General features: G+C 65.8%; 24 protein-coding genes, 1 tRNA gene and 5 pseudogenes. 14 read left to right on the top strand and 16 right to left on the bottom strand.

Features of this window, described 5'->3' with window-relative positions; translation table 11 throughout:
- Positions 1 to 69: 69 nt before the first annotated feature.
- Positions 70 to 1,875, top strand: a complete 1,806-nt coding sequence (locus ACTWPB_RS22850) for an alkyl/aryl-sulfatase (RefSeq protein WP_446222606.1) — start codon at positions 70 to 72, stop codon at positions 1,873 to 1,875.
- Here ACTWPB_RS22850 and ACTWPB_RS22845 read toward each other — a convergent pair.
- Positions 1,865 to 2,854 (bottom strand): FAD-dependent monooxygenase, encoded by a 990-nt coding sequence (locus ACTWPB_RS22845; RefSeq protein WP_446222605.1) that lies wholly within the window; start codon positions 2,852 to 2,854, stop codon positions 1,865 to 1,867. The genes ACTWPB_RS22850 and ACTWPB_RS22845 overlap by 11 nt on opposite strands.
- A 237-nt stretch (positions 2,855 to 3,091) precedes the next feature.
- Here ACTWPB_RS22845 and ACTWPB_RS22840 point away from each other — a divergent pair, with 237 nt between their 5' ends.
- From ACTWPB_RS22840 to ACTWPB_RS22825, 4 genes and pseudogenes are all read left to right on the top strand, one after another.
- Positions 3,092 to 3,271 (top strand): hypothetical protein, encoded by a 180-nt coding sequence (locus tag ACTWPB_RS22840; protein WP_446222604.1) that lies wholly within the window; start codon positions 3,092 to 3,094, stop codon positions 3,269 to 3,271.
- Between the two features lie 43 nt (positions 3,272 to 3,314).
- Positions 3,315 to 3,551: pseudogene (locus ACTWPB_RS22835) on the top strand (copper oxidase); the annotation flags it as partial.
- Positions 3,552 to 3,696: 145 nt separating this feature from the next.
- Positions 3,697 to 4,933: pseudogene (locus ACTWPB_RS22830) on the top strand (oxygenase MpaB family protein).
- A 17-nt stretch (positions 4,934 to 4,950) separates the two neighbouring features.
- Positions 4,951 to 6,015: a lipocalin-like domain-containing protein gene (locus tag ACTWPB_RS22825; RefSeq protein WP_446222603.1), complete on the top strand. Its 1,065-nt coding sequence runs from the start codon at positions 4,951 to 4,953 to the stop codon at positions 6,013 to 6,015.
- 7 nt (positions 6,016 to 6,022) lie between these two features.
- On the opposite strand, the gene ACTWPB_RS22820 is transcribed toward ACTWPB_RS22825, so the two are convergent.
- The 3 genes from ACTWPB_RS22820 to ACTWPB_RS22810 all read right to left on the bottom strand — a co-directional run bounded on the left by ACTWPB_RS22820 (position 6,023) and on the right by ACTWPB_RS22810 (position 7,454).
- On the bottom strand, positions 6,023 to 6,649 hold the full coding sequence (locus ACTWPB_RS22820) for a TetR/AcrR family transcriptional regulator (protein ID WP_446222602.1): 627 nt from the start codon (positions 6,647 to 6,649) through the stop codon (positions 6,023 to 6,025).
- A gap of 104 nt (positions 6,650 to 6,753) precedes the next feature.
- A complete protein-coding gene (locus ACTWPB_RS22815) occupies positions 6,754 to 7,152 on the bottom strand; it encodes a hypothetical protein (RefSeq protein WP_446222601.1) in 399 nt (132 codons plus the stop codon).
- Positions 7,152 to 7,454 carry a hypothetical protein gene (locus tag ACTWPB_RS22810; protein ID WP_378925865.1) on the bottom strand — a complete coding sequence of 101 codons (303 nt, stop codon included), beginning with the start codon at positions 7,452 to 7,454 and terminating at the stop codon, positions 7,152 to 7,154. The genes ACTWPB_RS22815 and ACTWPB_RS22810 overlap by 1 nt, the downstream gene beginning before the upstream one ends.
- A gap of 63 nt (positions 7,455 to 7,517) precedes the next feature.
- Between ACTWPB_RS22810 and ACTWPB_RS22805 the strand changes: the two genes are divergently transcribed.
- The gene (locus ACTWPB_RS22805; RefSeq protein ID WP_446222600.1) at positions 7,518 to 8,231 is read left to right on the top strand and encodes a TetR/AcrR family transcriptional regulator; all 714 of its coding nucleotides are present in this window, start codon (positions 7,518 to 7,520) and stop codon (positions 8,229 to 8,231) included.
- Between the two features lie 703 nt (positions 8,232 to 8,934).
- A complete protein-coding gene (locus ACTWPB_RS22800; protein WP_446222599.1) occupies positions 8,935 to 9,075 on the top strand; it encodes a LuxR C-terminal-related transcriptional regulator in 141 nt (46 codons plus the stop codon).
- 202 nt (positions 9,076 to 9,277) lie between these two features.
- Here the strand turns inward: ACTWPB_RS22800 and ACTWPB_RS22795 are convergent, their stop codons facing one another.
- The 4 genes from ACTWPB_RS22795 to ACTWPB_RS22780 form a co-directional block, all read right to left on the bottom strand.
- A complete protein-coding gene (locus ACTWPB_RS22795; protein WP_446222598.1) occupies positions 9,278 to 10,207 on the bottom strand; it encodes an LLM class F420-dependent oxidoreductase in 930 nt (309 codons plus the stop codon).
- Between the two features lie 184 nt (positions 10,208 to 10,391).
- Complete coding sequence (locus tag ACTWPB_RS22790) at positions 10,392 to 11,192, bottom strand: adenylate/guanylate cyclase domain-containing protein (RefSeq protein WP_446222597.1); 801 nt, start codon at positions 11,190 to 11,192, stop codon at positions 10,392 to 10,394.
- A gap of 471 nt (positions 11,193 to 11,663) precedes the next feature.
- Entirely contained in the window at positions 11,664 to 11,858 is a 195-nt protein-coding gene (locus ACTWPB_RS22785; RefSeq protein WP_446222596.1) for a hypothetical protein, read from the bottom strand.
- 282 nt (positions 11,859 to 12,140) lie between these two features.
- Positions 12,141 to 12,869, bottom strand: coding sequence for a PaaX family transcriptional regulator C-terminal domain-containing protein (locus tag ACTWPB_RS22780; RefSeq protein WP_446222595.1), 729 nt, complete (start codon positions 12,867 to 12,869; stop codon positions 12,141 to 12,143).
- Positions 12,870 to 13,016: 147 nt separating this feature from the next.
- Here ACTWPB_RS22780 and ACTWPB_RS22775 point away from each other — a divergent pair, with 147 nt between their 5' ends.
- Together ACTWPB_RS22775 and ACTWPB_RS22770 are read left to right on the top strand one after the other, a co-directional pair.
- On the top strand, positions 13,017 to 14,648 hold the full coding sequence (locus ACTWPB_RS22775; protein ID WP_446222594.1) for an acyl-CoA dehydrogenase family protein: 1,632 nt from the start codon (positions 13,017 to 13,019) through the stop codon (positions 14,646 to 14,648).
- Positions 14,649 to 14,664: 16 nt separating this feature from the next.
- Positions 14,665 to 15,684, top strand: a complete 1,020-nt coding sequence (locus ACTWPB_RS22770) for a crotonase/enoyl-CoA hydratase family protein (RefSeq protein ID WP_446222593.1) — start codon at positions 14,665 to 14,667, stop codon at positions 15,682 to 15,684.
- A gap of 68 nt (positions 15,685 to 15,752) precedes the next feature.
- Here the strand turns inward: ACTWPB_RS22770 and ACTWPB_RS22765 are convergent.
- The 3 genes and pseudogenes from ACTWPB_RS22765 to ACTWPB_RS22755 form a co-directional block, all read right to left on the bottom strand.
- Positions 15,753 to 15,836: pseudogene (locus tag ACTWPB_RS22765) on the bottom strand (YnfA family protein); the annotation flags it as partial.
- A 33-nt stretch (positions 15,837 to 15,869) separates the two neighbouring features.
- Positions 15,870 to 18,773 (bottom strand): UPF0182 family protein, encoded by a 2,904-nt coding sequence (locus tag ACTWPB_RS22760; RefSeq protein ID WP_446222592.1) that lies wholly within the window; start codon positions 18,771 to 18,773, stop codon positions 15,870 to 15,872.
- A gap of 87 nt (positions 18,774 to 18,860) precedes the next feature.
- Positions 18,861 to 19,604: a Crp/Fnr family transcriptional regulator gene (locus ACTWPB_RS22755; RefSeq protein ID WP_446222591.1), complete on the bottom strand. Its 744-nt coding sequence runs from the start codon at positions 19,602 to 19,604 to the stop codon at positions 18,861 to 18,863.
- A 291-nt stretch (positions 19,605 to 19,895) separates the two neighbouring features.
- Here ACTWPB_RS22755 and ACTWPB_RS22750 point away from each other — a divergent pair, with 291 nt between their 5' ends.
- Positions 19,896 to 21,005, top strand: coding sequence for a carboxylate-amine ligase (locus ACTWPB_RS22750; RefSeq protein WP_446222590.1), 1,110 nt, complete (start codon positions 19,896 to 19,898; stop codon positions 21,003 to 21,005).
- A gap of 21 nt (positions 21,006 to 21,026) precedes the next feature.
- Here ACTWPB_RS22750 and ACTWPB_RS22745 read toward each other — a convergent pair whose 3' ends face one another.
- Positions 21,027 to 21,404, bottom strand: coding sequence for an MBL fold metallo-hydrolase (locus ACTWPB_RS22745; protein ID WP_446222589.1), 378 nt, complete (start codon positions 21,402 to 21,404; stop codon positions 21,027 to 21,029).
- A complete protein-coding gene (locus ACTWPB_RS22740) occupies positions 21,398 to 22,006 on the bottom strand; it encodes a dihydrofolate reductase family protein (protein WP_446222588.1) in 609 nt (202 codons plus the stop codon). Before ACTWPB_RS22740 ends, ACTWPB_RS22745 begins: the two co-directional genes overlap by 7 nt.
- Before the next feature lie 269 nt (positions 22,007 to 22,275).
- Between ACTWPB_RS22740 and ACTWPB_RS22735 the strand changes: the two genes are divergently transcribed.
- A tRNA-Leu gene (locus tag ACTWPB_RS22735) sits at positions 22,276 to 22,360 on the top strand.
- 733 nt (positions 22,361 to 23,093) lie between these two features.
- Here ACTWPB_RS22735 and ACTWPB_RS22730 read toward each other — a convergent pair.
- Positions 23,094 to 23,402: pseudogene (locus tag ACTWPB_RS22730) on the bottom strand (recombinase family protein); the annotation flags it as partial.
- A gap of 198 nt (positions 23,403 to 23,600) precedes the next feature.
- A pseudogene (locus ACTWPB_RS22725) lies at positions 23,601 to 24,002 on the bottom strand (recombinase family protein); the annotation flags it as partial.
- Positions 24,003 to 24,241: 239 nt separating this feature from the next.
- Between ACTWPB_RS22725 and ACTWPB_RS22720 the strand changes: the two are divergent.
- Both ACTWPB_RS22720 and ACTWPB_RS22715 read left to right on the top strand, forming a co-directional pair.
- The gene (locus tag ACTWPB_RS22720) at positions 24,242 to 24,637 is read left to right on the top strand and encodes a hypothetical protein (RefSeq protein ID WP_446226446.1); all 396 of its coding nucleotides are present in this window, start codon (positions 24,242 to 24,244) and stop codon (positions 24,635 to 24,637) included.
- Positions 24,555 to 24,824, top strand: a complete 270-nt coding sequence (locus tag ACTWPB_RS22715) for a hypothetical protein (RefSeq protein ID WP_446226566.1) — start codon at positions 24,555 to 24,557, stop codon at positions 24,822 to 24,824. The genes ACTWPB_RS22720 and ACTWPB_RS22715 overlap by 83 nt, the downstream gene beginning before the upstream one ends.
- Before the next feature lie 117 nt (positions 24,825 to 24,941).
- Here ACTWPB_RS22715 and ACTWPB_RS22710 read toward each other — a convergent pair.
- Positions 24,942 to 26,086 (bottom strand): IS3 family transposase gene (locus ACTWPB_RS22710; RefSeq protein WP_446222587.1). Its coding sequence is split into 2 segments (ribosomal slippage): positions 24,942 to 25,813 and positions 25,813 to 26,086, totalling 1,146 coding nucleotides; the frame shifts between segments, so codons are not numbered across the junction.
- Positions 26,087 to 26,215: 129 nt separating this feature from the next.
- Between ACTWPB_RS22710 and ACTWPB_RS22705 the strand changes: the two genes are divergently transcribed.
- Complete coding sequence (locus ACTWPB_RS22705) at positions 26,216 to 26,494, top strand: hypothetical protein (protein WP_446222586.1); 279 nt, start codon at positions 26,216 to 26,218, stop codon at positions 26,492 to 26,494.
- Positions 26,495 to 26,520: the final 26 nt, after the last annotated feature.

The raw sequence follows: 26,520 nt of genomic DNA, 5'->3' as shown, positions 1-26,520 counted from the left end.
GTGATGCACCGCCAGGCTACGGAACCGAGGATCGGGGGACTAGCCGAGCCGAGCTGAGGAGTGGATCCGATGGCGCTGGATTACGACGACCGCACCGATTTCGAGAACGCCGACCATGGGTTCATCGCCACCTTGACGCCGATGCGGATCACCAAGGCCGACGGCACGGTCGTCTTCGACACCACCGGCTACAGCTTCCTCGACGGCCCCCGCCCCGACACGGTGAACCCCAGCTTGTTCCGGCAAGCCCAGCTGGTGGTGAAGAACGGGCTGTACAAGGTGGTCGACGGCATCTACCAGATCCGCGGCTTCGACATCTCCAACATGACGATCGTCGAGGGCGACAAGGGCGTCATCATTATCGACCCGCTCATCTCGGCCGAATGCGCCGCGGCGGGGCTGAAACTGTATCGCGAGCATCGTGGCGACCGACCGGTCACCGGCGTGATCTACACCCATTCCCACGGGGATCATTTCGGCGGGGTCGGGGGAGTGCTGCCCGATGGGCGGGGTGAGGTGCCGATTTTCGCACCGCAGGGTTTTCTGGCCGAGGCAGTCTCGGAAAACGTCTACGCGGGCGTGGCGATGACCCGGCGCGCCACCTACATGTACGGCGTCGGGCTGACACCGAACCCGGACGGGCAGTGCAGCACCGGACTGGGCATTCAGACTTCGCAGGGCACCTTCGGGCTGATCCCGCCGACCGTGGACATCACCCACACCGGCCAGCAGGAGACCGTCGACGGCGTGCCGATCGTGTTCCAGATGACGCCGGGTACCGAGGCGCCTGCGGAGATGAACTTCTACTTCCCGCGTCACCGCGCACTCTGCCTGGCGGAGAACGCCACCCACAATCTGCACAACCTGCTCACGCTGCGCGGTGCGCTGGTCCGCGACCCGAGAGTCTGGTCGAACTACATCAACGAGGCGCTCGAGATGTTCGTCGCCGATTCCGATGTCGCCTTCGCCTCCCACCACTGGCCGACCTGGGGCACCGACAATGTCAGGTCGTTCCTGTCGGTGCAGCGCGACCTGTACATGTACCTGCACGATCAGACGCTGCGGATGCTGAACAACGGTATGACCGGGGTCGAGATCGCCGAGGCGATCGAGCTGCCGCCGGGCCTGGACGACGCGTGGAGTACTCGCGGCTACTACGGCTCGGTCAGTCACAACGTCAAGGCGATCTACCAGCGCTACCTCGGCTGGTTCGACGGAAACCCGAGTTCGTTGTGGCAGCTTCCGCCGGTGGAACAGGCGCTGCGCTACGTGGAGACCATCGGTGGCGTCGACACGGTGGTAGCCAAAGGCAAGGAGTACGCGGAGAAGGGCGATCTGCGTTTCGCCGCTGAACTGCTCAAACACGCTGTGTTTGCCGAACCGGACAATGCGCAGGCCAAGCAGGCGCTGGCGCAGACCTACCAGAAGCTCGGGTTCGGCGCGGAGAACGCCACCTGGCGCTGCTTCTATCTGACCGGCGCCAACGAACTACGCCACGGCATCCAGTCCACCCCACTGAACTTGGGTGGCGGCATGGCTGCCGCGCTGACCATCGAGCAACTCTTCGACACCATCGCCATCCGGGTGAACGGCCCGCGCGCGGCGAAGGATTCCTTCGTCATCGAATGGCACTTCACCGACCTGGACACGGTCATGCGACTGGCCCTGTCCAACGGTGTGCTGGTCCGCACCGTCGACCCGCGCTCGAAGGGCGACATCGATCTGACCGTCAACCTCACCAAACTCCAGCTGCTGGGTGTCCTGGCAGGCAAGGGCCTCGACGGGCTCGACCACAGCGGTGACCCCGGCGTCCTGGCGCGTCTGTTCGGCCTGCTGGACGATCCCGACCGGAGTTTCCCCGTCGTCACTCCGTGATCACAGTCGCCGCTCGGCTCCGTGGGGCGAAGGTCGACTCGAAATGACGGAGGAGATCGTCGGGGGAGGCGGGTGAGGCGGCGTAGCCGAGGTAGCCGTCGGGGCGGACGACGTAGGCCGCGCCGGCGGCGCAGTGGTATCGCCGGGCGAAGTCGCCGTCGCTGTCGCGGATGACCGGGAGGATCGTGGGGTCCACGGTGGCTCCCGGGCCTGCGACGAGGTAGGTGTCGAGGTGGTCGTCGGTCAGCTGCCGGAGTAGGCCGACATGGCGTTCCAGGTCGGTGAGAGTGGCTGTGTCGCAGGTGTTGTCGACGTACCGGAGCAGCGTGTGGCCTGGGCCCGCGAGGAGGGGGAACAGGCGGAATGGGGATCGCACGCCGTCCCTGGTCAGCCCGATCGCGTCGGGAGCGCGGCTGCCCGCGGTGGGAGATGGTGCGCCGGTGGGGGATTCGGTGACGATGGGGGTCAGGCCCAGCGTCTTGCGGACGGTGCTGTGCGCGCCGTCGCAGCCCACCAGATACCGTGCCCGCACCGTGTGTTCGCCCTCGGGTCCGGCAAGCACGGCATCGACCCCGTCCTCGTCCTGGGTGAACCCGACGAGCCGGACTCCGCGCTCGATCCGCGTGCCCAGCGACTCCAGGTGCCCGCGCAGGATCCGCTCGGTCTCGTACTGGGGGAGCCCGAGGAACCCGAACGGAATCTCGGGTGGCAGCGTCAGATCCATTCGGCCCGCCTCGGCGCCGTTGATGTACATGATCTGACCGCGCAGCAGGATCGCGGCGTCGAGGACCTGCCGCAGGATGCCCATCGCCTCGAACAGTTCCAGCGTGCGGGGCTGGATGCCGACCGCTTTCGCGTACTGCGGCGGATCGGACAGCGCGTCGATGATCCGGCATCGCACGCCGCGCCGGACCACTTCCACGGCGGCGGCCGAACCCACCGGACCTGCGCCGACGATCAGAACATCGGTATCGAACATGCGACATCACCTCGCGCTGGAAGCCCCCGCCTCATGTTGTCCGCTGATCGTACGCCGGGCACCGACCCGCGGAATCCCCCGGAAAAGGGTTCGCGGGGTTCTCTTCGCGCGCAGTCGATATCGGCATGTCCCGCAAGGTTGCACCCAGTGCCATCCATAGAAGTACTGGGCACTGTACTCAGTGGTATGGTCGCTGCCGCGGTGCCTGCGACGTTGCAGCCCGGGAAGGGCTCGAACATGGAACATCCGGTCGAACGCCGTCGGTTCCTGTGTGCGGCCGGAGCGGGTCTGCTCGGCGCGGTGCTGTGGGAGACGCAGGCCGCGGCGGCCCCACCGGGGGTGCGCAGACCGCTGCTGTTCCATTCCCCGCGGTCGAAATCGTCGCGGAGCAAAAGCATTCCGGCCAGGCCGGCGTAGGCGTTCACAAGGGTGATGCCCATGGCGTGGTCGTGGTACCGGCACCGTCACCGGCATCATCGTGCGGTTCCCGACCGCGGCGGAACGGGGCTTCGACCCGGACGCACCGTTCCCGCGCCGGGTCGCGGCCGAACGCGCGGGCGCGAACACCCATACCGGTCACCGCGTGTCCGACCATGCCGGTCATCAGCGCGACGACCTGTGCGGATACGTGTGGCACTGTCACCTGCTCGACCATGAGGACCACGACATGATGCTGAAATACCGCCTCGTGCCGTGACGGTTCCGTACTTTCAGGTATGGACAACTGTTCGGCTTAGTATGGTCGAATCCGATCGCAGTCAGCGAATGGATGTCATATCAGGAGGCCGGCAGTGGTCGATGCCGTCGAAGATCAGCTCGAGCACCTCCGCTCCGGGCCACCGGTGAAGTGCCCCACAGCCTTTCGCTACTGGGAAGCGCGCGACACCCCGCTGGTGCGCAGGCTCGAACGCGTCTTCACGACCGTGACCAGGCAGCGGTTGTTTCCCAGCGACGAGCAGGCGAGCGCGCTGTGCGAGGACCTGTTCAGCGGTGACCCGGTAGCCGAACGGTTCGTCGCCGAGGTGATGCGCGGCGAGATCGGGGCGAAAGCTGGGCGCCGGATGCTGGACACGGCACTGGCCGAGGGCATCCACGCGGTGCCCGACGCCCCCGAATCCATGCGCGCATTGTTCGCCGAGTTCGAGGGTGCCGGCCTGGGTGGTGCCCGAACTGGTCGAGCAGGGCGCCGCGATCTGGCGGCGCTGGGGCACCATGCTGTTCAGTTTCGCCGGCGCCGAAACGCTCGAGATGTACACCGAGGCCGCGGTCGCGACGCCGCTGTCGCTGGCGGGCGGCTACGCGGGCGACAGCGCCCTGCGCCGGTTCCTGGAGACCACCCGCTTCTGGATCGACGTCTCCGCCCCTGACGCGCTGCTCACCCCCGGTTCGGCGGGCCGGGCCACCGCGCTGAAGGTGCGGGTCATGCATGTCTCGGTGCGCGCGAAGGTCGCGGGCCACCCCGAATGGGACAACGAACGCTGGGGGCTGCCGATCAGCCAGACCTACCAGATGCTGACCCTGCTGGCAGGCAGTGTGACGCCCGGCCTCGGCCTGTGGGCGCTGGGCTATCAGACGACGCCGTCGGAAATCCGTGCGCTGCTGCACTTCCAGAAGTACATGGGCCACCTGCTCGGCGTGCGGCTGCGCTGGTATCCGGAGACGGTCCTCGACGGGCTGCGGGTACTGGCGATGACCATCGCCTCACGGTCCTACGACGCCGGACAGCACGGGACGGAACTCATCGAGTCCTATCCGGCGGCCTTCGCCCCGCGCGACGGCCACCGTGGCCTGGCCCGCTGGCGCGAGAAGTACAACTACCGGATCAATTCCGTGTACTCCGCGATGTACATGGCCCCCGGCACCCGCCGTCGCTACACCATGCCGCCCGCGTTCCCGTGGATCCTCATCCCGGTCCTGCGCTTTCCGCTGATCACCGCGATGGAGATCGTGCGCCGGATCTGCCCGCCGTTCGCGAGGGCGCACGAGAAGCTGATGCTCGTGCATCGAGACAACTGGTATCGCGCCCAGATGCAAGGTCGCGAAGCGGCCTTCGACGCCAGCGGTGCCCTGCGCCGATGAACCCACCGAAAGCAGCCATGACTACCGCAGACATCGTCGAAGTGTGGAACGGGCCGGGACGCCGCGACGGCGAACTGACACCGGTTATGCCGCACCACAACGGATTACATCCTTCACCGAGCAAACTCGCCTTCGAACACTGGTATTTCGACGCGCACCTCGACACCGGCCACGTGGTGATCGGCTTCCTGACCAAACGCCGACCCGAGGACCTGCCCTTCGCCCGGCCCTGGGTGGAGATGATGGTCTACGCCCCCGACGGCACCCGCCGCCAGGTATCGCGGCGCTATCCGCACTCGGCGACCTCGTTCTCCTCCGATGCCTGCGACGTGCGCGTCGGTGACAACACCGCGCGCACCGAGTTCGGCGACGACGGTCTGCCGGTCCATCACCTGCGGATGGCCGAGGACGGCCTCGTCTTCGACCTGCGGTTCCACAACGAGGTCCCCAGCTGGATGCCAGGCAAGGGCGAAACCCGTTTCGGCAGTACGGATTCCTTCGGCTGGATGGTCGCCGCGCCACGTGCCGGGGTGACCGGTGCGATCGAGCTCGACGGCGTGCGACACGAAGTCACCGGACGTGGATATCACGACCACAACTGGGGCGTCGGCGACATGAAGAAGATCATCGAGCGCTGGCACTGGGGCAGGCTGTACGTCGAGGACTACTCGCTGCTGTTCGCTTCGGTACTGACCCAGCAGCGCCGGGGCGGACACGAGATCAGCCCGCTCATGCTCGCCCACCACGCCGACATCGTGCTGTCCACCGGCGAGACCGTCCTCACCGAGGGACCCGCGCGCTTCGACACCACCGCGGGCCGGACCTACCCCGAATGGGTCGAACTGCAGGTGCCGGCCAAACTCGAACTGCGCCTGGACGTCGAGCGGGTCATCCACGCCCACGACCTGCTCGACGATCTACCGGTCGTGCGTTCCCGCCTGGTCAAGCCCCTGGTGCACCGGCTGGTCGGGCACCCGGGCTACTTCCGGTTCGAGTCGGCTTTCGACCTGACCGTGCACACCGACGGCGCTACCGAGCGGCGGAGCGGGACCACGCTGCACGAACTGGTCGCGCTGACCTGACTGCACGTCACGCCGGCGGCTCGGTGCTGGTGATGAACCGGAAGAACTCGCGGCGCTGATCCTCGGTCGGCACGGGCAGGTTCTGGTTCCCGTGGACGAAGCCGATCCCGGCGAAGCACATCAGACCGGCGCGCATCTCCGCCTGCTCGACGGAGAATCCCCGATCGATCAGAGTCTTGGACAGGGTGTGGAAGATCCGCTGATCCAGCGCCTTCACCGCCGCGGCCACCTTGGCATTCGTGCGCGCCCAGTCGCGGACCGCGAGCTCGACCTGCCAGACCCGCTCCCCGGTGAGCAAGGCGCCCATCCTGGCCAAGCGCTCCTGCACCGGCAGGTCGTCGAGGTCCTCGAACCCGCGCGCCGCGTCGTTGTGATCGGCGCACCAGAACTGCGCGGTGGTCTCGAGCAGCTGATCGATACCGTCGAAATGCCAGTAGAAGCTGCCTTTGGTGACGCCGAGCTCATCGCAGACCTTGGCGATGGTGATGGCGGCGACGCCGTCGCGCAGCAGCACCGCCAGCGCCGCGTCGGTCCAGTCCTGGACGCCGAGCCTGCGCGCTCCACCCCGCGCGGCCGCCGCTTTGCGTTTGGACACCGGGGCCGTCGGCCGGACGTTCCCGGGCTCTTCGGTCATGGCCGTCTCCTCTCGGCATCCCGCCATACTCGGCCGTACAGTCGAACCTACCAAAAGGTATAGACAGTGATGCGGTTCAGTCCGAGGTGGGAGCTTCGCGGTGATCAATCTCCGATGCAGCGTGCTCCTTTGATACCGACCGTGAGTTCGGCCCCGTCGGTGGAAACAACGACGACGCTGTTGACATCATTGCTGTAGGCGACAGTTGCTGCCGCAGTACAGATTCGGTGGGCGGTCTCAGCGCTGGATGAATCGTCGGCCAGGTTCGTCTCGATGTTCACGGTAGTGCATTGGCCGGTTATCGAGACTCGGGTGACGTCGAATTCGGAAAGGGCGTTCTTGATCAGGTCGACCTCGCCGCACGCGGCGCTGGTCGGCTGGGCAGTCGCTGCGGATGATGCCGGTACTTCAGCAGAGGTCCCCGGCGAACTTCCGCACGCGGCCGACATGCCGAGTGTCGAACATGCGGCGAACCATCGCAACGCCTTGCCGGAACGGCGCATCAGGTGCCCTGTCCGGCGATGAGTGTGCCGGTCGCGTGCACGACATCCAGGTGCTCCACCACTGGCTCGCCCGGGCGTTGACCGGCGAACGCGGTGTCGACGGCCGGGTGGATGCGTTCTTCGAAGGCGCGAGCGCAGTGGGCCTCCGATTCCCAGACATCGATGTAGCGCAGCCCGCCGTCGGCGCGGCGTACGCACAGATGCAGTAGCGAACCATCGAGCGGCTCTGGGCCGAGCTCTTCGATGATCCGCTGGTAGAGCTCCTCGCCGATAGGGACATCTTGAACATAGGCGTAGACCATGGCCGGATCCCTTCTGAATTGATCCGAGGCATATTCGGATCAATATTCGGTAGGGTAGGCGTGATGAACGAGAACGTCAAGGTCGGCAAGCGTCGATACAACGCCCCACGGCGCGCCGCGCAGGCGGCGGATACACGTCACGCGATCCTCGACGCCGCGCGTCGGCTGTTCGTTCAGAACGGCTACGTCGCCACCACCGTGAGCGAGATCGCCACGGGCGCGGGCGTTTCCGTTGACACCGTCTACGCGTCCATCGGTCGCAAGCCGGTGCTGCTCCGGGAACTCGTCGAGACCGCGCTCTCCGGCACCGACCAAGCGATCCCTGCCCAGCAGCGGGAGTACGTGCGCGCGATCGGCGCGGCGAGGCGGGCCGAGGACAAGATCGCGATCTACGGCGACGCGCTGGCCGCGATCCAGCAACGGCTCGCGCCGATCTTCCTGGCCCTGCGCGATGCCGCGCTGACCGACGCCTCGTGCGCCCGCATCTGGGCTGAGATCGGCGATCGGCGCGCGAACAACATGCGTGAGTTCGCGGCCGACCTGCGCAGTACTGGACAGGTGCGCGAGGACCTGTCCGACGACGAGGTCGCCGACATCCTGTGGAGTATGAACGCGACCGAATACTGGGTACTGCTTGTCGGCGAACGCAGTTGGACGGCAGAGCGTTTCCGGGACTGGATCGTCGACGCCTGGACCCGCGCGCTCCTCACTGATCCGGTAGCGCGCCGCGACAGCTCGAGCTCGAAAGCCGGCACGGAGAAGAACCCATCCTTGTAATCGCTCGAGAAATCGACGTTCCTCGAGATCTGGGCGGGCACTGTCGAGACCTTTGGGATGGGTCGACGACGGCTGATGCGGGCTTGATGCAGAATGTGAAGGTGAAGGATAGGCCTGAGATGAAGTTTGGGGTGTTGGCTGCTGTGGGACTGATGCGTGTCGCGACCCCTGTCCGCGGTTAGTTCGATGTCGGATCAGGAAGCCGGGATGGGGCCTGATGGAGGTCACTACGATGCGGTGGAACGGCTGCGTCGGAAGTGGGAAGCGATACAGGCCGTCGAGGGTGGTTCCGGTGCGGCTGAGAGCGGGGCGTCGAACGTTGTACGGCTGCCGAGGCTGCCGCGGCGAGGTCGCGAGGAGGTCGCCGACGCTCGGCATCAGCCTTGGATGTCGGCGGAGGCCGACGATCCGGCTCCTACCCGCCCGGTGACTCGAGCGGAATTGCAGGGTGAAACGGGTGCGTGGCTGATGCATACGGCGGCGCAGGCCGACGGGGACGCCGAGCATGAACGCAATGTCATAGACCTCGGCGCGTCACGCCGGAAACGTGCCGGTGCGGCGGGTTCGCCCCGGCGTGCTCGGCCGAGGGTGATGCCGCGCAGAATCGGCACTGCCGAGACGAAGCCTGAGGGCGAAGCCGATGCCGCGCCGCCCAGATGATCAGGGGTACGACAGGCTCCCCACGCACCGTTGAGGCAAATGGGTGATTTGTCCGACGCGGGCCCCCGGCGGACTGAGTGCCAGGGAAGTCGAGGTGCTGCGCCTGGTCGCCGTCAGCAAGACCAACCACGAGATCGCGACCGCTCTGTTCCTCAGTGACAAGACGATTGCCCGCCACCTGTGAAGAGTCGGCGCACGGCCATCACCGCCACCGATTCGGCCACCGCCGCCCTGATCCTGCGCGAACCCGGCTCAGCCACCCGATCGGTTCCTCCATGATCGGCTCACGCCGACCCGGGATCTGACCTGCACCGCTGCGCAGGTGACCGACGATCAGGTGTTGGCCAACGGGCAGACACCGCCGGGGGTGAGGGCGGACACCTTCACTACTTCCAGGCCGACGTCTGCGATTGCACCTCGGCGGCGATGAGTTCGAGGTGATCGAGGTCGGCGAGATCGAGGATCTGCAGGTAGATCCGGCCGGCGCCGATTGCGCGGTAGCGGGCGATCTTGTCGACGACCTCGGCGGGCGAACCGGCCAGGCCGTTGGTCTTCAGCTCGTCGACCTCCCGGCCGATCGCGGCGGCCCGGCGTGCCACCTCGGCGTCGGTGCGCCCGACGCAGGCGACCAGGGCATTGGAGTACACCAGTTCGTCGGTGCGCCCGGCGGTGCGCACCGCGGCGCGCACTCGATCGAACTGGGCGGCGCTGTCGGCGATCGAGGCGAACGGCATGTTGAACTCAGTGGCATAGCGGGCCGCCAGGCGAGGGGTGCGGACCTTGCCGTTGCCGCCGATGATCACGGGCACCGGATCCTGCACCGGCTTGGGCAGGGCGGGGGAGTCGGTGAGTTGATAGTGGGTGCCGTCGAAGCTGAACGTCGCTCCCGGCTTGGTCTCCCACAGGCCGGTGATGACCGCCAATTGCTCCTCCAGTAGGCCGAACCGGTTGTCCGGGAACGGGATTCCGTAGGCTGCGTGTTCGGCGGCGAACCAGCCGCTGCCGAGACCGAGTTCGACCCGCCCGCCCGACATCTGATCCACCTGGGCGATCTGGATGGCCAGCGGTCCCGGCAGCCGGAAGGTCGCGGCGGTGACCAGGGTGCCGAGCCGGATCCGGGAGGTGTCCCTGGCCAGCCCGGCCAGGGTGATCCAGGCATCGGTCGGGCCGGGCAGGCCCGAGGCCTCGCCCATGGCGAGATAGTGGTCGGAACGGAAGAACGCGTCGAAGTCGAGCTCCTCGGTGGCGCGCGCCACCGCCAGCAACGTGTCGTAGCCGGCGCCCTGCTGGGGCTCGGTGAAGATGCGGAGGTCCATGATCATCATCGTGCCGGATGCGTCCCGGGCGCGCCCGGCACGCAGGTCGCTGCGAGCAGGCCCGCGACCGTCCGCCGGACAACTCGCCAGCAATGGACTCAGATCGAAGGTTGCCTGATCAGGCGGTGCACTCTGGTCGCGCTGGACTGGCGGCAGAGCACACCTCAGCCCCCGTGAGCGGTTTTTACCTCACGGCACAGACCGGGGTGAGGCGGTGAGTGCCTCGCAGACCCTTGAGGGTCGCGTCCCGGCCGGTCCCGATGCTGAGATTCGTACTGCTACCGATCGCCGCCAGCACCGGCTCGCTGATGAGGACTTCCCCACCCTCGGCCTGCGCGGTGACCCGCGCGGCCATGGCGACGTTGCGCCCGAACAGATCATCGCCCCGGCGGACGGACGTCCCCATGTGGATACCGATCCGCACCCTGAAATCGGTCTCGGCCCGCGATGATTCGGCGTCCTTGTGCAGCGCCGCCTGGATGGCGAGGCCGCATCCGACCGCTTGTTCGGGCGCGGCGAAGGCGATCATGTAGCCGTCGCCCTGGTTCTTGACCACATGGCCACCGCGGTCCTGCACGCAGCGCGCGACGAGCCGGTGATGGCGGTCGAGCAGTTTGACCCACGCACGGTCACCCAGCTGTTCGTTGAGAGCGGTCGATTGCTCGATGTCGGAGAACATGATCACGACGTTGCCGTCCGGTGCCAGCCTGGCCAGGTCGGGACGCTCGACCCGGGCCCAGCCCGCGAGGTCTTCGATGGAGGTCAGCACGGCGGCACGAAAACCTTTGGCACGCACCAGGTCCGCGGCCTGCCAGGCCGTTCGCACCGCCTCTCGACCGCCGACCATCAACCTCTGCGTCGTCGTGGCCCGACGCTGTGCCAGCCGTTTACGCCGACTGCGGGCCAGCAGGATCGACAGGGTGATCAAGCCGACGGCTTCACCGGCGGCGACGATCGCGAGCACAACGATCACGACTGTGTTCATCGGATGAAACCTGGCCGAGTAGCGTAGCTTGCCGAACCCTGTAGCGGCGGCGCGCCCGAGCTGTTCACGCCAAAATAGTACACAGTCGTTCACTCGAATTCCGAACCGAGTGCCAGGTGCATGCCGAGCGCCGATCGCGGGGTTGACTACCTCGTAGCCGTCGGCCGAATCCGCCTCCTCTTCCGTCTCCCGAGGCCTTTGTGCAGCCAAAATACCCCTACTTTCGATCCTCGACGTGACGCAGTTGGAGCTGAGTGAAGAACGTGAGGCGCATGCCTACGCGGGAGCCGCGCTTCTGCTCGTTCCGCTTTTCGGTGTACGGCTACCATGGCTAGGAAGGCGCCCGCTGGTGCATGTTGCACAACGAAAATCTCTTTCGGGTGCGAAACGCCGCTGGAAGGCGAGGTACTGAGAACGCACGATGGAGCGCAAACATAGCGTCCTTTCGGCCCCGATCGTGACGATGGCAGGTCAGCCGTTGGCCGACTGCCTGCCTGCGGTGTCAACGATTTCGGGCACGATCACGAGCCGATTAATCGTCGACAGCGCACTGTTCAGAGCCGAGGTGTCGCACGGGTCAGCGTGCCCGCGCATGTCGCTGCTGACGACGAAGTCGCCGTTCGGCAACTGCGCCAACCCGTTCGGCATCGTCAACCCCGTTGCCACCGTCGTCACGGCACCCGTATCGAGGTGCAGTGCGCGAATCGAGCCGTCGGCGCGGTCCGCGAGGGCGGAGGCGGCACTGTTGCCCGCCGTGAAGTAGGCGATATCGCCGATGACCAGGATTGCCCCCCGGCCGTCGATAGTGTCGACCGCGACCGACGTCGAGCCGTCGGCACCGAGACGCTACATGGAGCCGGCGGCCCGGGTCGTGCGGTGCGTCGTCGACGAGATCGACCCCAGCCTATGGCGGCGGCGCTGAGCTCGCGGCAGAGATTGCTCGCGATGTCACCAGACGTAGGTACTGGCGAAAGCGGTGAACTCCGCGCGAAAATCGCGGTAGGCGCTCCGGAGGTCGGCACCAGGCCACGGTTGCGGCAGAAATTCCGCGGGCAGGATCGGGTCGCGCATGATGTGGCGCACGACGCCAGCCGCCACCTCGAGGCGGTCGCGCATTCTGTCGGCGCCGTCGAGGGCGGCCAGCAATCTCGTCGCGATGTCCGCCCACGCGGCGGGGCGGAACAGCCGTGCGGCGAGTTCGTCGGGGTCGTCGGGCCTGCCGGTGACGTAGGTCAGTCGGTGGCCTGCCGTGATCCGCGGGGTCATCAGGTTGTCCGGGCGCCCCCATACCCCCTCGCGAACCTCACCGAATTTGTTGGCCTGCAGTGATTCTCGTAGCAGTGTTCGGTCGGCTGCCGCGTCGGCACCGGTGGTGACGATCGCCAGTCGCCAGTGGCCGTCGTAGGGCCGTAGCATCGGGTCGATGGCGAGGTCCTGCAGTTTTTGCCGGCCGAGCAATCGCGGGGTGAGCCGATAGGTCGCGTCATCGCGCTCGAGGTCTCCGGCCGACACCATGCGGGTCAGCGCCGCCCGCACCGTCGATTCCTGCAGCCCGAGTTCGGTCGCCAGGTGCACGATCGCCGCCGCGGGCGCCTGGGCCGGATGTGCGCCCAGCAACACGCTCAAAATCGCCGATCGAGCCGTCAGGCGGCGGAACGGCAGCGAGTTCTGAACCATCGTTCGATGGTATCCAGCCCTCGGTCCGTGGACCCGGAAGGATCGGCAGTTGCCGAACGCAGGCATTGCATATTCTCATCATGCGATTCAAACTTGCAATATGATTCGGGTCCGGCCGACCGGACATGGACTGTTGGAAGGACCGTCATGGCAACCCATGAGGTGACGAATCAGGCTCCGCCGTTGGCCGGCTACGACGCGGCCGACTACCCGGTGATGCTGGAAGCGCTGCAGCGCGCCGGCGCGGTCCACGCGATCGATGAGGTGCACGAGGTCGGCCGACTGGCAGGCAGCACGCAAGCGTTGCAGCTGGGCGATCTCGCCGAAGCTCACCCACCTACCCTGAAGACCCATGATCGCTACGGGCACCGCGTCGACGAGGTCGTCTACGACCCCAGCTACCACCAGCTGATGAGCCATGCCGTCAGCTTCGGCTTGCACGGCGCGCCCTGGGCCGACAACCGCCCCGCCCCACATCTGGTGCGCGCGGCCAAATTGAGCATCTGGGCCCAGGTGGACGCCGGGCACGGGTGTCCGATATCGATGACCTACGCGGTGGTGCCCGCGCTGCGGGCGAATCCCGAACTCGCCGCGGTCTACGAGCCGCTGCTCAGCAGTTCGGTCTACGATCCCGAACTGCGCGTGCCCGCCGCCAAGCTCGGGCTCACGGCGGGTATGTCGATGACCGAGAAGCAGGGCGGCTCCGACGTCCGGGCGAACACCACGACCGCGGTGCCACAGCCCGACGGCTCCTACCTGATCACCGGACACAAGTGGTTCACCTCGGCGCCGATGTCGGACTTGTTCCTGGTGCTGGCGCAGGCGCCCGCCGGGCTGTCCTGCTTCTTCGTGCCGCGAGTGCTGCCGGACGGCACCCGTAATCCGTTCCACCTGCAGCGGTTGAAAGACAAGCTGGGCAACCACTCCAATGCCAGTAGTGAGGTCGAGTACGACAACACTGCCGGCTGGCTGGTCGGTGCCGAAGGTCGTGGCGTGCCGACGATCGTCGAGATGGTGAACCTCACGCGTCTCGATTGCATTCTGGGCAGCGCGGCCGGGATGCGGGTCGGGGTCAGCAATGCTGCCCACCATGCCGCGCATCGCAGTGCGTTCGGCGCGACGCTGATCGACCAGCCGTTGATGCGCAATGTGCTCACCGATCTGGCTGTGGAAGCCGAAGCCGCGACTCTGGCGGGTCTGTGGTTGGCCGAGCTCACCGACTACGCCGTGGCCGGTGACGAGCGGGCAGCGACGCTGCGCCGGATCGCCTTGGCGGTGACGAAGTATCACGTCTGCAAGCGCGGTCCGATCCACGCCGCCGAAGCATTGGAATGCCTCGGCGGCAACGGATATGTCGAGGAGTCGCGAATGCCACGCCTGTATCGGGAGGCACCGTTGATGTCGGTGTGGGAAGGCTCCGGCAATGTCGCGGCGCTGGACACCTTGCGCGCCATGGCAAAACAGCCCGAAACCCTCGGTGTGTTCTTGGACGAGGTGAAGACGGCGGCCGGTGCCTCGACCGAACTCGACGCCGCCGTCGGCCGCCTCGAGGCGGAATTCTCCGACTTGGAGACGCTGCAATACCGGGCGCGCCGGGTTGTCGGGCAGATGTCCCAGGTGCTGCAGGGCTCGCTGCTCGTCCGCTACGGAAACACCGCCGTCGCAGCCGCGTTCCTGCGGACCCGACTCGCCGGTGACCGCGGCGACGTCTTCGGCACCCTCCCGCTCGGGGTCGACACAGCCACAATCATCGAACGATCTACGCCGAAAATCGCCTGAGCCGAAGGAACCCACTGTGTCCCATCCCAGCAGCAATTCCGGTGACCGGCCCGCGGCCTGGTACGAGAACTGGACCGAAGTCCCCGATTCGCCGTGGCAGCATCGTCCGGAACCTGATTTCGAGCGTGAGTACCGCACGCTCACCTACGAACGTGACGGCCGGATCGCCCGCATCACCTTCAACCGCCCAGAGAAGGGCAACGCGATCACTGCGCATACCCCGCTCGATCTCGCGCACGCGGTCGAACGCGCCGATCTCGACCCTCGAGTTCACGTCATCCTGGTCTCCGGGCGGGGCAAGGGCTTCTGTGGCGGCTACGACCTCGACCTGTTCGCCGAGCAGAGCTTCGCCGGTGCCGACGGACCGGACGAAGTGACCGGCACCGTCCTCGACCCGGTCGTCAACGCCGTCAACCACAACCCGCGCGGGGTCTGGGACCCGATGATCGACTACGCGTCGATGAGCCGGTTCAACAGGGGATTCGCCAGCCTGCTGCACGCCAACAAGCCGACCGTCGCCAAGGTGCACGGCTTCGCGGTCGCCGGTGGCACCGACATCGCGCTCTACGCCGACCAGATCATCTGTGCCGACGACACCAAGATCGGCTACCCGCCCACCCGCGTCTGGGGGATACCGGCGGCGGGAATGTGGGCGCATCGCCTGGGCGATCAACGTGCCAAACGTCTGCTGTTCACCGGCGACTGCATCAGCGGTAAGCAGGCCGCCGAGTGGGGCCTCGCGGTCGAATCGTGGCCCGCCGATGAGCTCGACGAGCGGACCGAGGCGCTGGTCGAACGGATTGCCCGGATGCCGGTCAATCAGCTCATGATGGCCAAGTTGGCTCTCAATTCGGCGCTCAATGCTCAAGGGGTGGCCAACTCGGCCATGATCAGCACCGTGTTCGACGGCGTTTCGCGACACACGCAGGAGGGCTATGCGTTCCAGACTCGCGCCGCCACCGTCGGGTTCCGTGAGGCAGTTCGGGAACGCGACGAACCCTACGGCGACCACAAACGCGCCCAGTTCGAGCGCTGACAACGGATGCGTACCCCCTTGGGCCGCCTCGGTATAAGGGAGGAAGCGGTGGGCGCGGTCTATCGGCGAATGCGCCCGACGTTCGCGTCGGGCTGCCATGTCGCGACGAATCCGTAGCCGCCGAGTGCGATGACGCCTGCCCCGATCCAGGCCCGGCCGCAGGTCGAACGTGGACGCTGATGTCCTCACTTGTTCGGGCGAAGAATGTCGTCGAGTTGCTGCTCGAGGCGGTCGAGCGCCGCACGGGCCGCCTCGAGCTCAGCCTCCAGCCGGGCGATCGTAGCCTCGTCCATCAGCGGTGGGGAAGTTGAGGGCTGTGGTTCACCCGGTGGCACCGTCGCCCGGCCCGGTGGTGGCGGTGCGGCCGCGCTGCCGCCGGGCGGGGTCGCGAGATTGCCGGTGGCGGGCCCGAATACCTGATCGAGCGCCTCGGCGAGGGTCGGGGCGTAGCCGACTCTGACTCCACCGGTGCCCGGTTCCCGGTAGCTGGCCAATACGCGAGCCAGCTGCGGGAAAGTCGAGCCGTTCGGGGCCGTCGATATCCGTTCGGTGAACAGCGGCTCGACGTAGAGCACGCCGCCGTCGGCGATCGGCAGGGTGAGCAGGTTGCCGTACTGGATGCGGTTGGAGCGCTCCAGCAGGGTTCGCTCGGAAGCCACTCGCGTGTCGGAGATCATCGAGTTCTGAATCTGTTGTGGTCCTTGGGTGAGCGTATCGGTGGGCAACTGCAGAATGCTGAACCTGCCGTAGTTCTCCGGGTCGGAGTGCACGGAGATGTACGCGGACAAGAACTCTCGTTTGAACCCGACCATCGCACTGGTCAACCGGAACGACGGCGCGGCGCTGTCCGGGTCACCGAGCAGCACGTAGTAGGGCGGCTGCTGGGGATTGGCGTCGACGGTCGGATCGCTGGGAACCGACCAGAAGGCGTTGTTGGTGAAGAACTCTCGTGGTTCGTCCACGTGGTAGCGGGCGAGCATGTCGCGCTGGATGACGAACAGATCCTCCGGGTATCGCAGATGTGCGCGCAGGTCGTCGCTGATCTTCTCCGCGGGTTCGACGGTGCCGGGGAACACTCGCATCCACGCGGACAGCACCGGGTCGTCGGTGTCGACCTGGTACAGCGTCACGGTGCCGTCGTAGGCGTCGACGGTGGCCTTGACCGAGTTCCGCACGTAGGAGATCTCGGCCGGATCGCGCAGCGATCTGCCGTCGTCGCGGGCGAGCGCGTCCAGCGAACTCCGCGCGGCATAGGGGTAGCCGTCGATCGCGGTGTAGGCGTCCACGATCCAGACGATCCGGCCGTCGACGACCGCCGGGTACGGGTTGTTGTCGACGGTGAGCCACGGCGCGACCAATTCGACACGCTCGCTCGGGTCACGGTGGAAGATGATCTTCGAATCAGGCCCGATCGCCGTGGCGAAGAGAATGTTTCGCTCAGCGTAGGTCGCGGCGAAGGCGAGCCGGTTGAACCAGTTCCCGATCGGCACACCGCCCGCACCCGTGTAGGTGTACTTGGTCGTGTCGGTGTCGTACTCGCGCGCCTCGGTGCCGCCGCCGACGATGGCGTAGTCGGGATCGGCCCGCGCGATCACCTCACCGAAGTAGATGCGTGGCTGTTCGACCGGGATCACCTGGTCGCCTGCGCGTTGGGAGGCGATGTCGCTGACCGCGTAGATCGGATACCCACTGTTACTGGCCGAACTATCGCCCGACGCTTCCCGGACAGCCGCGTTGACCCGGTTCGCCGGCGCGGCGACGAACCCGTCACCGTGGGTGTATACCGTGTGCCGATTGACCCAATGCGACTGATTGCCGCTGAGCGCGCTCGGGGTCAACTCCCTCGCCGCGACGACATAGTCGCGCAATTGCCCGTCGATCCGGTAGCGGTCGAGGTCAAGGTTGTCCGGGAAGCTGTAGAAGTTCTTGAGCTGCTGCTGCTGGGTGAATGTGCGGGAGAGAACATGCGGGTCGAGCAGCCGGAGATTGGCGATCGTGGTCGCGTCGGCGGCGACCTCGGGTGGCGGTCTGGAACCGACACCAGGATAGGGCTGGTAGTCGACCATGTCGCCGCCGATCCCGTACGCCTGCCTCGTCGCTGCGATATTGCGTTCGATATAGGAGCTCTCCCGGTCGGCGGCGTTGGGCCGCACCGAGAACTGTTCCACCGCCAGCGGCCAGATGCCCCCCGCCACGATCGACGACAGCAACAGCAGGACAGCGGCCATCGCCGGGACCCGGAGATCGCGGATCACGACCGCTGAGAAGACCGCGGCAGCGCAGATCAGGGCGATCGCGAGGAGAATGAACCGGGCAGGCAGCACGGCATTGATATCGGTGTAGCCGGCGCCGGCGAATGTCGGTTCCCGCCGATGGCTCGACAACAGCGCATACCGGTCGAGCCAATACGCGCCGGCCTTGAACACGAAGAACAGCCCCACGAGCACCGCGAGCTGTCTGCGGGCCCCATGACTGAGGCCGATCGATTTGGCGCCCGGACGGAGTCCGCCGAACAGGTAATGCGTTGCCAGACACGCCAGAAACGCGAAGAGCACGGCGACGAACAACCAGCTCAGGATGAGTCGATAGAACGGTAGGTCGAAGACGAAGAAGCCGATATCGATCCCGAATTCGGGGTCGCGCTCGCCGAACGACCCGCCGTGCAAGAACAACTGCACCGTCTGCCACCTCGATTGCCCGATGAGACCACAGATCAGCCCGAATCCGACGGCGATCCCCAACCCGAACCGCAGCGGCCATCGGCCGACCACGCGGCGGTATTCGCTGAGCGGGTCGCCGGTGCGCGCGGTGGGAAAGAAGACGGGACGAGCGCGGTACGCCAACCACATGGCGACGAACACGGCGCCACCGAGACACACCGCGATCACGGCGAACAGCGACAGCTTGGTGAGGAGCACGGTCAACCAGACACCGCGGTAGCCGACCTCGCCGAACCACAACCAATTGATGTATGCGCCGATCACACGCGGCACGGTCAGGAGTAACACGAAGAGCACCGTGGCGGCCGTCAGCATCAGTCGCAGTCTCCGGGGAACTCGTCCCGAAGCGGAGTCGTCTCGTGCGCTCATCTGCCGCTCCTGTGACCACGTCGGATCACCTGACCGACGGCGGCCATCTGGTCGCAATTCTACGCGCCGGGCTACCGAGCAGCGCGGTCAGCGCGTTTCAGCAGGAAGGTGGAGGTGGCGCAGCCCTTCGGCATCGATGATGTCGATCGTCTCGTCGCCGATGTTGATCAGGCCGTGTCGTTCGAATTCTTTGACGATCTTGTTCAGCGACGGGGATTGCACACCGAGCATGGCGGCGAGGGTGCGCTGGGGGAGTGGGACCGACCCGTCGACGGCTTCGTCGAGCAGCAACTGCGACACCTGGATGGGCAGCGGGCGGCCGAGAATGTTGATCAGCTGCGCCTGAACTGCCGAAATGCGTTGCGCCACACTGCTCAGCCAGCGACGTGCGATGGCGGGATGGCCGGCGAGCACCGCGTCGAAGCCGGCGGCGGGCAGGAACAGGCATTCGGACTCGGTGAGCGTGCGCGCGGTGTAGGCCAGCGGCATGTCGAGCAGCAGTGCGATGTCGCCATCGATATCGCCGGGGCCGAGCACGTCGACGACCGCGTGTCGGCTGCCCGAACCGGTGGACAGTTCGATCTGCCCGTGCCGCACGATCCACACACCGTCCGGCGGCTCGCCCGCCGAGAACACCAGCGATCCGGCGGGCAAGGATGTGAGCTCGAGCCGATCGGCGAGCGCGGTGAGGTCTCCGATGTGCAGGGGAGCGGTGGGTCCTCGGCCCACGCACCGCGCGTCCCAGGCCGCGTGCCGTAGCTGGTCGTCGTAGAACGACTCCTCACCGGTCGTGCGAACCAAGTGGGAGAACATCCGGTGGCTGTGGATCATCGCTGGCTCCAGGTGGGTGATTCGGGCGAACCTGTCATCCCCGGTGACGATTATCCTCGCAATGTCGACAGAACGCGATCGCCTGAAACCACAGCCCCGATCCGTCTCGAGCGGGTTCTCAGCCCGTCGCGTGGAAAAGGACGGTTATCGCCAGATCCTTTCGAGCGATTCTTCCTGCCAGGCGAATGCCCGCACTCGGTTTCGGTAATCAGCGGGCCGTCGAGTCGATTGCATGGTGCGTGCCGGGGTATTACCCCGGCACGCGTCGAACCTCGCGTGAAGGAGGAGGCGGTGGGCAGGCACGAACACGTACTCACGGTCGGTGTCGAAGAGGAATTCCTGTTGACCGATCCCGGTACCGGCGCACCGGCACCGAAGAACACCCAGGTCGCCGCGGCGGCTCGACAGGTCGGCATCGACCTGCAATTGGAGCTCACGAGCTGTCAGGTAGAGACCAGCAGCAGTGTGCACTGCGACATCGGCGAACTGCTGACCGAGCTGCGCACTTCCCGCCGCCGGGTCGCGGCATGCGCGGTCGACCACGATGCGCGCCTGCTCGCGGTGGCCGTCCCGCCGACGGTGCCAGAGGGCTATCCGGTCACCGATACCCCGCGCTACCAGCGGATCGCGCACACCTTCGGAATGCTCGCCCACGAGCAGGGGCTATGCGGCTGCCACGTGCATGTCGGCATCCCCGATCGCGAGACCGCGGTGTTGGTGAGCAACCATGTGCGGCCCTGGCTGCCGGTCCTGCTGGCCATGACCGCGAACTCGGCGATCTACCGCGGCAGTGAGACCGGGTACGCGAGTTGGCGCAGCATCATGTGGCGTCGCTGGCCCAGCGCGGGACCGCCACCGTTTTTCGCCTCGCTCGGCGACTACGATTCGATCGTGGCCATGATGCGGGCCAGCGGCAGCATTCTCGACAACAAGATGGTGTATTGGGATGTCCGCCCGTCGGAGTCGTTCCCGACGGTCGAGATCCGGGTCAGCGACATTCCCGCCACCGCCGAGGAATCGGCGCTGTTGGCCGCTCTGATCCGAGGAATCGTCGGGACGGGTCTGCGGTCTATGGCGCGGCACGAAGCCGCGCCCGCGGTGTCGGGGGAGCTCCTGCGCGCCGCGTACTGGAATGCCGCCCATTCCGGCCTTGACGGCAACGGTCTCGATCTCGTCGACGGGATTGTCGTGCCGCACCGCGAGCTGATGGGGCGCCTCGTCGAGCACGTCGAGCCCGCCCTACGTGAGTGCGGTGACCACGCCTTCGTCACCACGGCGATCGCCGCCCTGTACGCGCGCGGCAACGGCGCGCGGCGACAGGTCCAGGCATTGCGCGCACGAGGTGAGATCGCCGATGTGGTCACCGAACTGGGCCGGGCGACGCTCGAGGGCTGCGGCTGACCGCAGCTCGGTATCCCTGCTCTAGCCGGGCGTCTCCTCGCGCACACCTCGTGTTCGGGCGAGGCGCTGGAATTGCCCTTCGTGGATGTCGTTCACCCACTCCCAACCGGGCTCAGCCGATTGACCAACCCGCGGGTCGATGGGAACGCGGGCGTCACGCCGGGCGTGAACGCCGAGTTCGGTATGCCAGAGCACGTGATCCCAATCAGGATGCGTCGAGAACCCTGCTACTACGGGCTGGCCCAACTCCCGAAGGTCCTTCGCCAGGCAAACCATTTCAGCGCTTGTTATCCCGGGGTCGATGAGTAACACACCACCCGTGCCCTGCACGACAACGGTGTTGTTGCGGAGTATCTCGCTCTGGTGGACCAGCACACCCTCCGCGACCTGCTTCAGCATGCGGCGCCGCCCTCCTGTGGTCTGCCACTGCGCCGGTCCGCCGGCCGGAAGCGAACGCTGAGCTCCTCGTTGGGTGCACCATCGTGCACCCGATCGAGTCGTACGGGTGCGCAGCCCGGCTTGTCGAACAACCGGATGCCGTCGCCGAGCAGGATCGGCACGATGTGCAGGTCGAGCTCGTCGATCAGGCCGCGCTCGATCAGCTGTGCTCCGATCGAAGCCGAATGGATCTCGACGTTCTTACCGCCCGCAGCTTCCACAGCGATCCGCACGGCCTCGGCGACGTCGCAACTGAGGAACGTGACATCCGCGTCCGGCGTAGCGTCCTCGGGGTGGTGGGTGAGGACGAAGACCGAGCCCTGCCAGGCATCACCCCCACCGTACGGGCGAGCTCCGGGAAACGCGTCCCAGCCGTCCCGGCCACCCAGCACCGCGCCCGTGGTCGCGGTGTACTCCTGTTCCAGCCCCGGCTTGCCGGAGAACCCAGCCATCCAGTCCATCTCATGGTTCGGCCCCGCGACGAAGCCATCGAGCGACATCGTGAAGTGCCAGAGCACCTTGCCGGCCGCGGTCTGTGGTTCCAGCTGAGGGGTTGTGTTCACCACGGATATGACTCCGCTGGTCAGCGAAATTCATCGGTGCGGCGACGCTCTCGCGACAGCGGCCCAGGCCGGCCACGCCGGCACATGCGGGTACGCCCTCGAGGGCACCCTGCGCGGCGCCGGACGGCACGTCGACGGCCGTCACGACATGCCTTTGCACGCGCGTCTACGTACCGACTGACTGCACGCCGACCGCGCACAAAACCGCAGGTCATCTAGGCGATTTGGTTTCCGACAGCGCGTCGGATAATCTTTTGGCACACCAGCAAGTCCGGGTGGCGGAATGGCAGACGCGCTAGCTTGAGGTGCTAGTGCCCGTATTAGGGCGTGGGGGTTCAAGTCCCCCTCCGGACACAACCAGTACGCCCACGGGTGGGTTCGCTTCGGCGATCACCACCCGTGTTTTGTCTTTATAGGTGAGTTTGAGCCCGATCTGGCGGTAGACAGCATTCTTGTCCTCCGTGTCAGCGCGACCTAGGGCTACGACCAGGTCGCCGAGGGTTTCAATCAGCTCCCGAATATCTTGGCGGGTCATCCGCAATTTCTGGCCGACCGCTTGTTCCAAGGTCGCGAGTCGGCTCGCGGCGACCTGACGCTCGGCTTGCGTCTGTCGGGTCCAGCCGGCGACAGTGATGGGATCAGCGCCCGCGTCGAGTGCGTCCCGGTATCGGGCCAGCTTTCGATCGAAGTCGCTGATCAGTCGTCGCGTCGTCTCGAGTTCGGGCAGCCGGTCAGGTTGGGTGCTTTCGAGAGCTGCCAGTGACTCCTCGATCTGCGCTGGCCGGAAGATCTGAGCCAGCCAGCGGTCGAGCTGTTCGGTCAGCTGGTCCTCGCGGAGGTAGACCGATGGTTTGTGGTCGATCTGGTTGGCGATGGCGTACTCAGATGGGTACCGGCAGCGATAGTGCGCCTTGTCGTGGTTCCACGTGCCCTGCATCAGGCGACCGCAGGTTTCGTGCGATATCAGACCCTTGTAGGCGTAGGGGTGCTTGCGACGCTGGGTCGCCCGACCCGTGGATTGTGGTCCGCGTGAGGCCAGTCGGAGCTGCACTTGGTCGAACACGGACCGATCGACCAGCGGTTCATGCGCGAGCTGATCGGAAAATACCCACTGCGACTTAGGATTCCATGCAAGCCGCGTCTCGTGGCCCAGAGCCACGTCCTCGACGTCGATGAGAGATTCCTGCTTGCGTTGTCTGTTCCAGACGGCGTGCCCCGTGTAGCGCGGGTTGGTGAGAATCGCGCGGATAGCGCTTTTCGACCATGCGGCCCCTTCCCGGTGACTGTTGCGAGCACGGTCGTGCGCTGAGGGACAGGCGATTCCGGCCGTCGTGAGCAGTTGGGCGAGCGCGAATACTCCTACGCCAGCCAGATATTCGCGGAAGATTCGTTGCACCACCGGTGCGGCAATCGGATCGGGTTCGAGTCGATGCAACCGCTTGCCGTCGGCAGCCTTACCGGGGTGCGGGTGTGGGCCCGCGTCGGCGAGTTGGTAGCCGTATGGCGGTCGACCGCCGAGGTAGCGACCCTCGACCTGTGCCTGTGCTGACATGGCGGCGCGGACGCGGATTTTGATCCGGTTGCGTTCGCCCTTGGACATGCCGCCGAAGACGGACATGATCATGTCGTGGGCTTCGGAGTCCGGGTCGATCGGACCGCCGACCTCTGGTACCCAGAGTTGGACGCCGTAGTGGACGAAGACCGGGAAGGTCAATCCGAACTGGTTGCCGTAGAAGGCCCGTTGGGGTTCCCCGATCACGACCGCGTCGAACCCGCGATCGGGGTCTTTGAGGAGCTCGAGAAGACGGTTGGCCTCAGGCCGCCGCTTCCACGGGATAGAGCGAGACTGCCCGACATCGAAGAAGTCGGTGACGACTTGGCCGTGGCGTTCGATCAACGCGTTGGCACGCCCCAGCTGCCAGTTGCGGGAAGCTTCTGGATCTTGTTGATCCTCTGTCGAGACTCGTCCGGCAAACGCGAATCTGATTTGGGTCATGACCCCTCCGAACTGTCGTTGTCTGGATCTGGGCGCGGGATCCGCTGCAGGAGACGCAAAAGTGCAGCCGCTGCAGCGGGATTGAGAACGGGTGGGTCTAGAGGGCCGACGACGCGGACCGCGTCGGAGTCGGCACCATCCTCGCCCTCGTCCGGGCGGTTAGCCGGATTCGGCGAAGCGGATTGACCGGAATACGACACGACAGGCTCCTATCGCCTGTCAGTGACTCCTCCGCCTCCATGAAACCTGAACTTCCGCTCGAGCGCCAGGCAATTCGCATGATCAACCCACCCGCGCTGCTTGACCTGTGTGCGCACGAAACATGGACTCCCCCAGCTACTCGCGACGTCACCGGACCCGAACCACCTGCCGTCCTGTTCGGGCTGTACGCCGAGCGAGTCGTCGCGACGCGTGTTTCCCGACGAGGAAGACCACTCGCGAGACGAACCGCCGACTCCTACAACTACCTGCTGCGCGAGCACATAAACCCGACGTTCGAGGAAACGCCTGTCACTCGAATCACTCCCGAGATGGTTCGCGACTGGTACAGCGATGTCGCGCGCGTTCGTGCCCGAGGAGCAAAAGTCCGCCGGCGCCGACGCCTCTGTGCCTACTACACGCGCACGCGCCTATGAAGTGCTTCGGATGGTGCTCAACGTCGCGATCGATGACGGTCACATCGACCGGAATCCATGCCGAATCGCAGGCGCCACCGCTGTCCAACCTGCGCACGACACCACGATTCTGCTCCCCAGGGAGATCAGTGCGCTCGCTGCTGCGATGCCCGAAGAGCTCTCCGTGTCCGTGCTGCTCGCCGCTTGATGCAAGTGGGTTTCGGTTCGAGCCATTGGCGCGCTCCGGCTGTGATGGTCGTCACAAATGTTCGGGTTAGTTGATTGGGACTGCCCCGGAATGAGTTGACTCGCGGGTTGTAGTGGTTCAGGCCGCGAGTGGGGCCTGGTTCAGAATCTCATACTCGACCGGAGTCAGTCGTGACAGGCCACGCTGACGGCGCCGCCGATGGTAGGTCCGCTCGATCCACGACACCATCGCCAGGCGGAGTTCTTCCTTTGTCGCCCAACGTTTTCGGTCTAACACATTGTGTTGTAGCAGCGCGAACCATGATTCCATCGCCGAGTTGTCCGCGCATGCGGCTACCCTGCCCATCGAGCCGCGTAATCCGTTGTGTGACAACAGATGCACGAACTTTCTGGAACGAAATTGGCTGCCTCTGTCCGAATGTGCGATCGTGGCGGTCGGTGACCGTAGCCCGATCGCGTTGCGCAGCGCTGAACACGCGAGTTCGGCGGTCATTCGGTCGTCGATGCTGTAGCCGACGATGCGGTTGGACCACACGTCCTTGACTGCACAAATGTAGAGCTTGCCCTGGTCGGTGCGGTGTTCGGAGATGTCGGTTAGCCATAGCTGGTTGGGGCCAGAGGCGGTGAAATCCCGCTGGACCAGGTCGTCGTGGACCGGCGGACCCGGCCGGGTGACCATGGCGCGTCGACGGGCGAAAGCGCTGTAGATCCCTTGCAGCGAGCACAGGCGTTGGACACGGTTTTCGCCGGCTTCGAAACCGAGGTCAGCGAGCTCGTCGGCGATGAACCGGTATCCGAACTCGGGATCATCGGCGTGGATATCGAGCGCGGCGTTGATCAAATGGGTGTCATCCCAATCGCGTTGGGACACCGGGTCTTTCACCCATTTGTAGAAAGCTTGTTTCGAGAATCCCAATACCCGGCAGGTCACCGCGACCGGGATGCGGTCAGCGGCTAGATCAAGGACCAGCGGATAGGTCATTTTGGGGGCAGCTCCCTGGCGAAGAACGCGGCCGCTCGTCGCAGGATCTCGTTTTCTTGTTCGAGCAGTTTGGTTCGTTTACGCAGTTCACGGAGCTCTTCGGTCTCGGCTGTGGTCAATCCTGGCCGGTTGCCGTCGGCGACGTCGGCCTTCTTGAGCCAGCCCGCGAGGCAGCTTTCCGAGATGCCGAAATCCTTCGCGATTTGCTTCAGCGGTGCTTGGCCCTTGCGGGCCACAGCGATGACGTCACGACGGAATTCGTCGGGGTAAGCCTTGGGCACGGTGGTTCATCCTCTCACGGAGGAGACTCGCTGGACTCCTCAGGGTAGGAGTCAACCAAACCCGGGGCAGTCCCGCCGTGGAATGTGGTTCCGTGGTGGGTCAACAATCCCGCGAAGGCCAAGCGTTCGATGATGGGCGAAGCGAAGCGGGCGCGCCCGTTCCTGGTTGATTTCCTCGAGAACCTGCCCGCTGATCCGGCGGTCATCCTCGTCATGGGCAAGTCGGTTGCCTGGCCGGCCTGGCATGCGGCGATCGGTGGTCGTCTGCCGCGCCGACTGCGTGACACCGAGATTGTCTTCATCCCGCACCCGGGCCCTCTGTCGATCAATCAGCCAGGTAAGGGCCATCGCGAAGAGATTCGGCGGCAGTTCGCGCATGCCGCCGAGGTCTGTCGGTCACGCCGCTGAGTTCGTCGGAGTGGCGATGGAGACGT

It is taken from the genome of Nocardia sp. IBHARD005, assembly GCF_052814245.1.
This window is presented reverse-complemented; position numbering and strand designations above follow the sequence as displayed.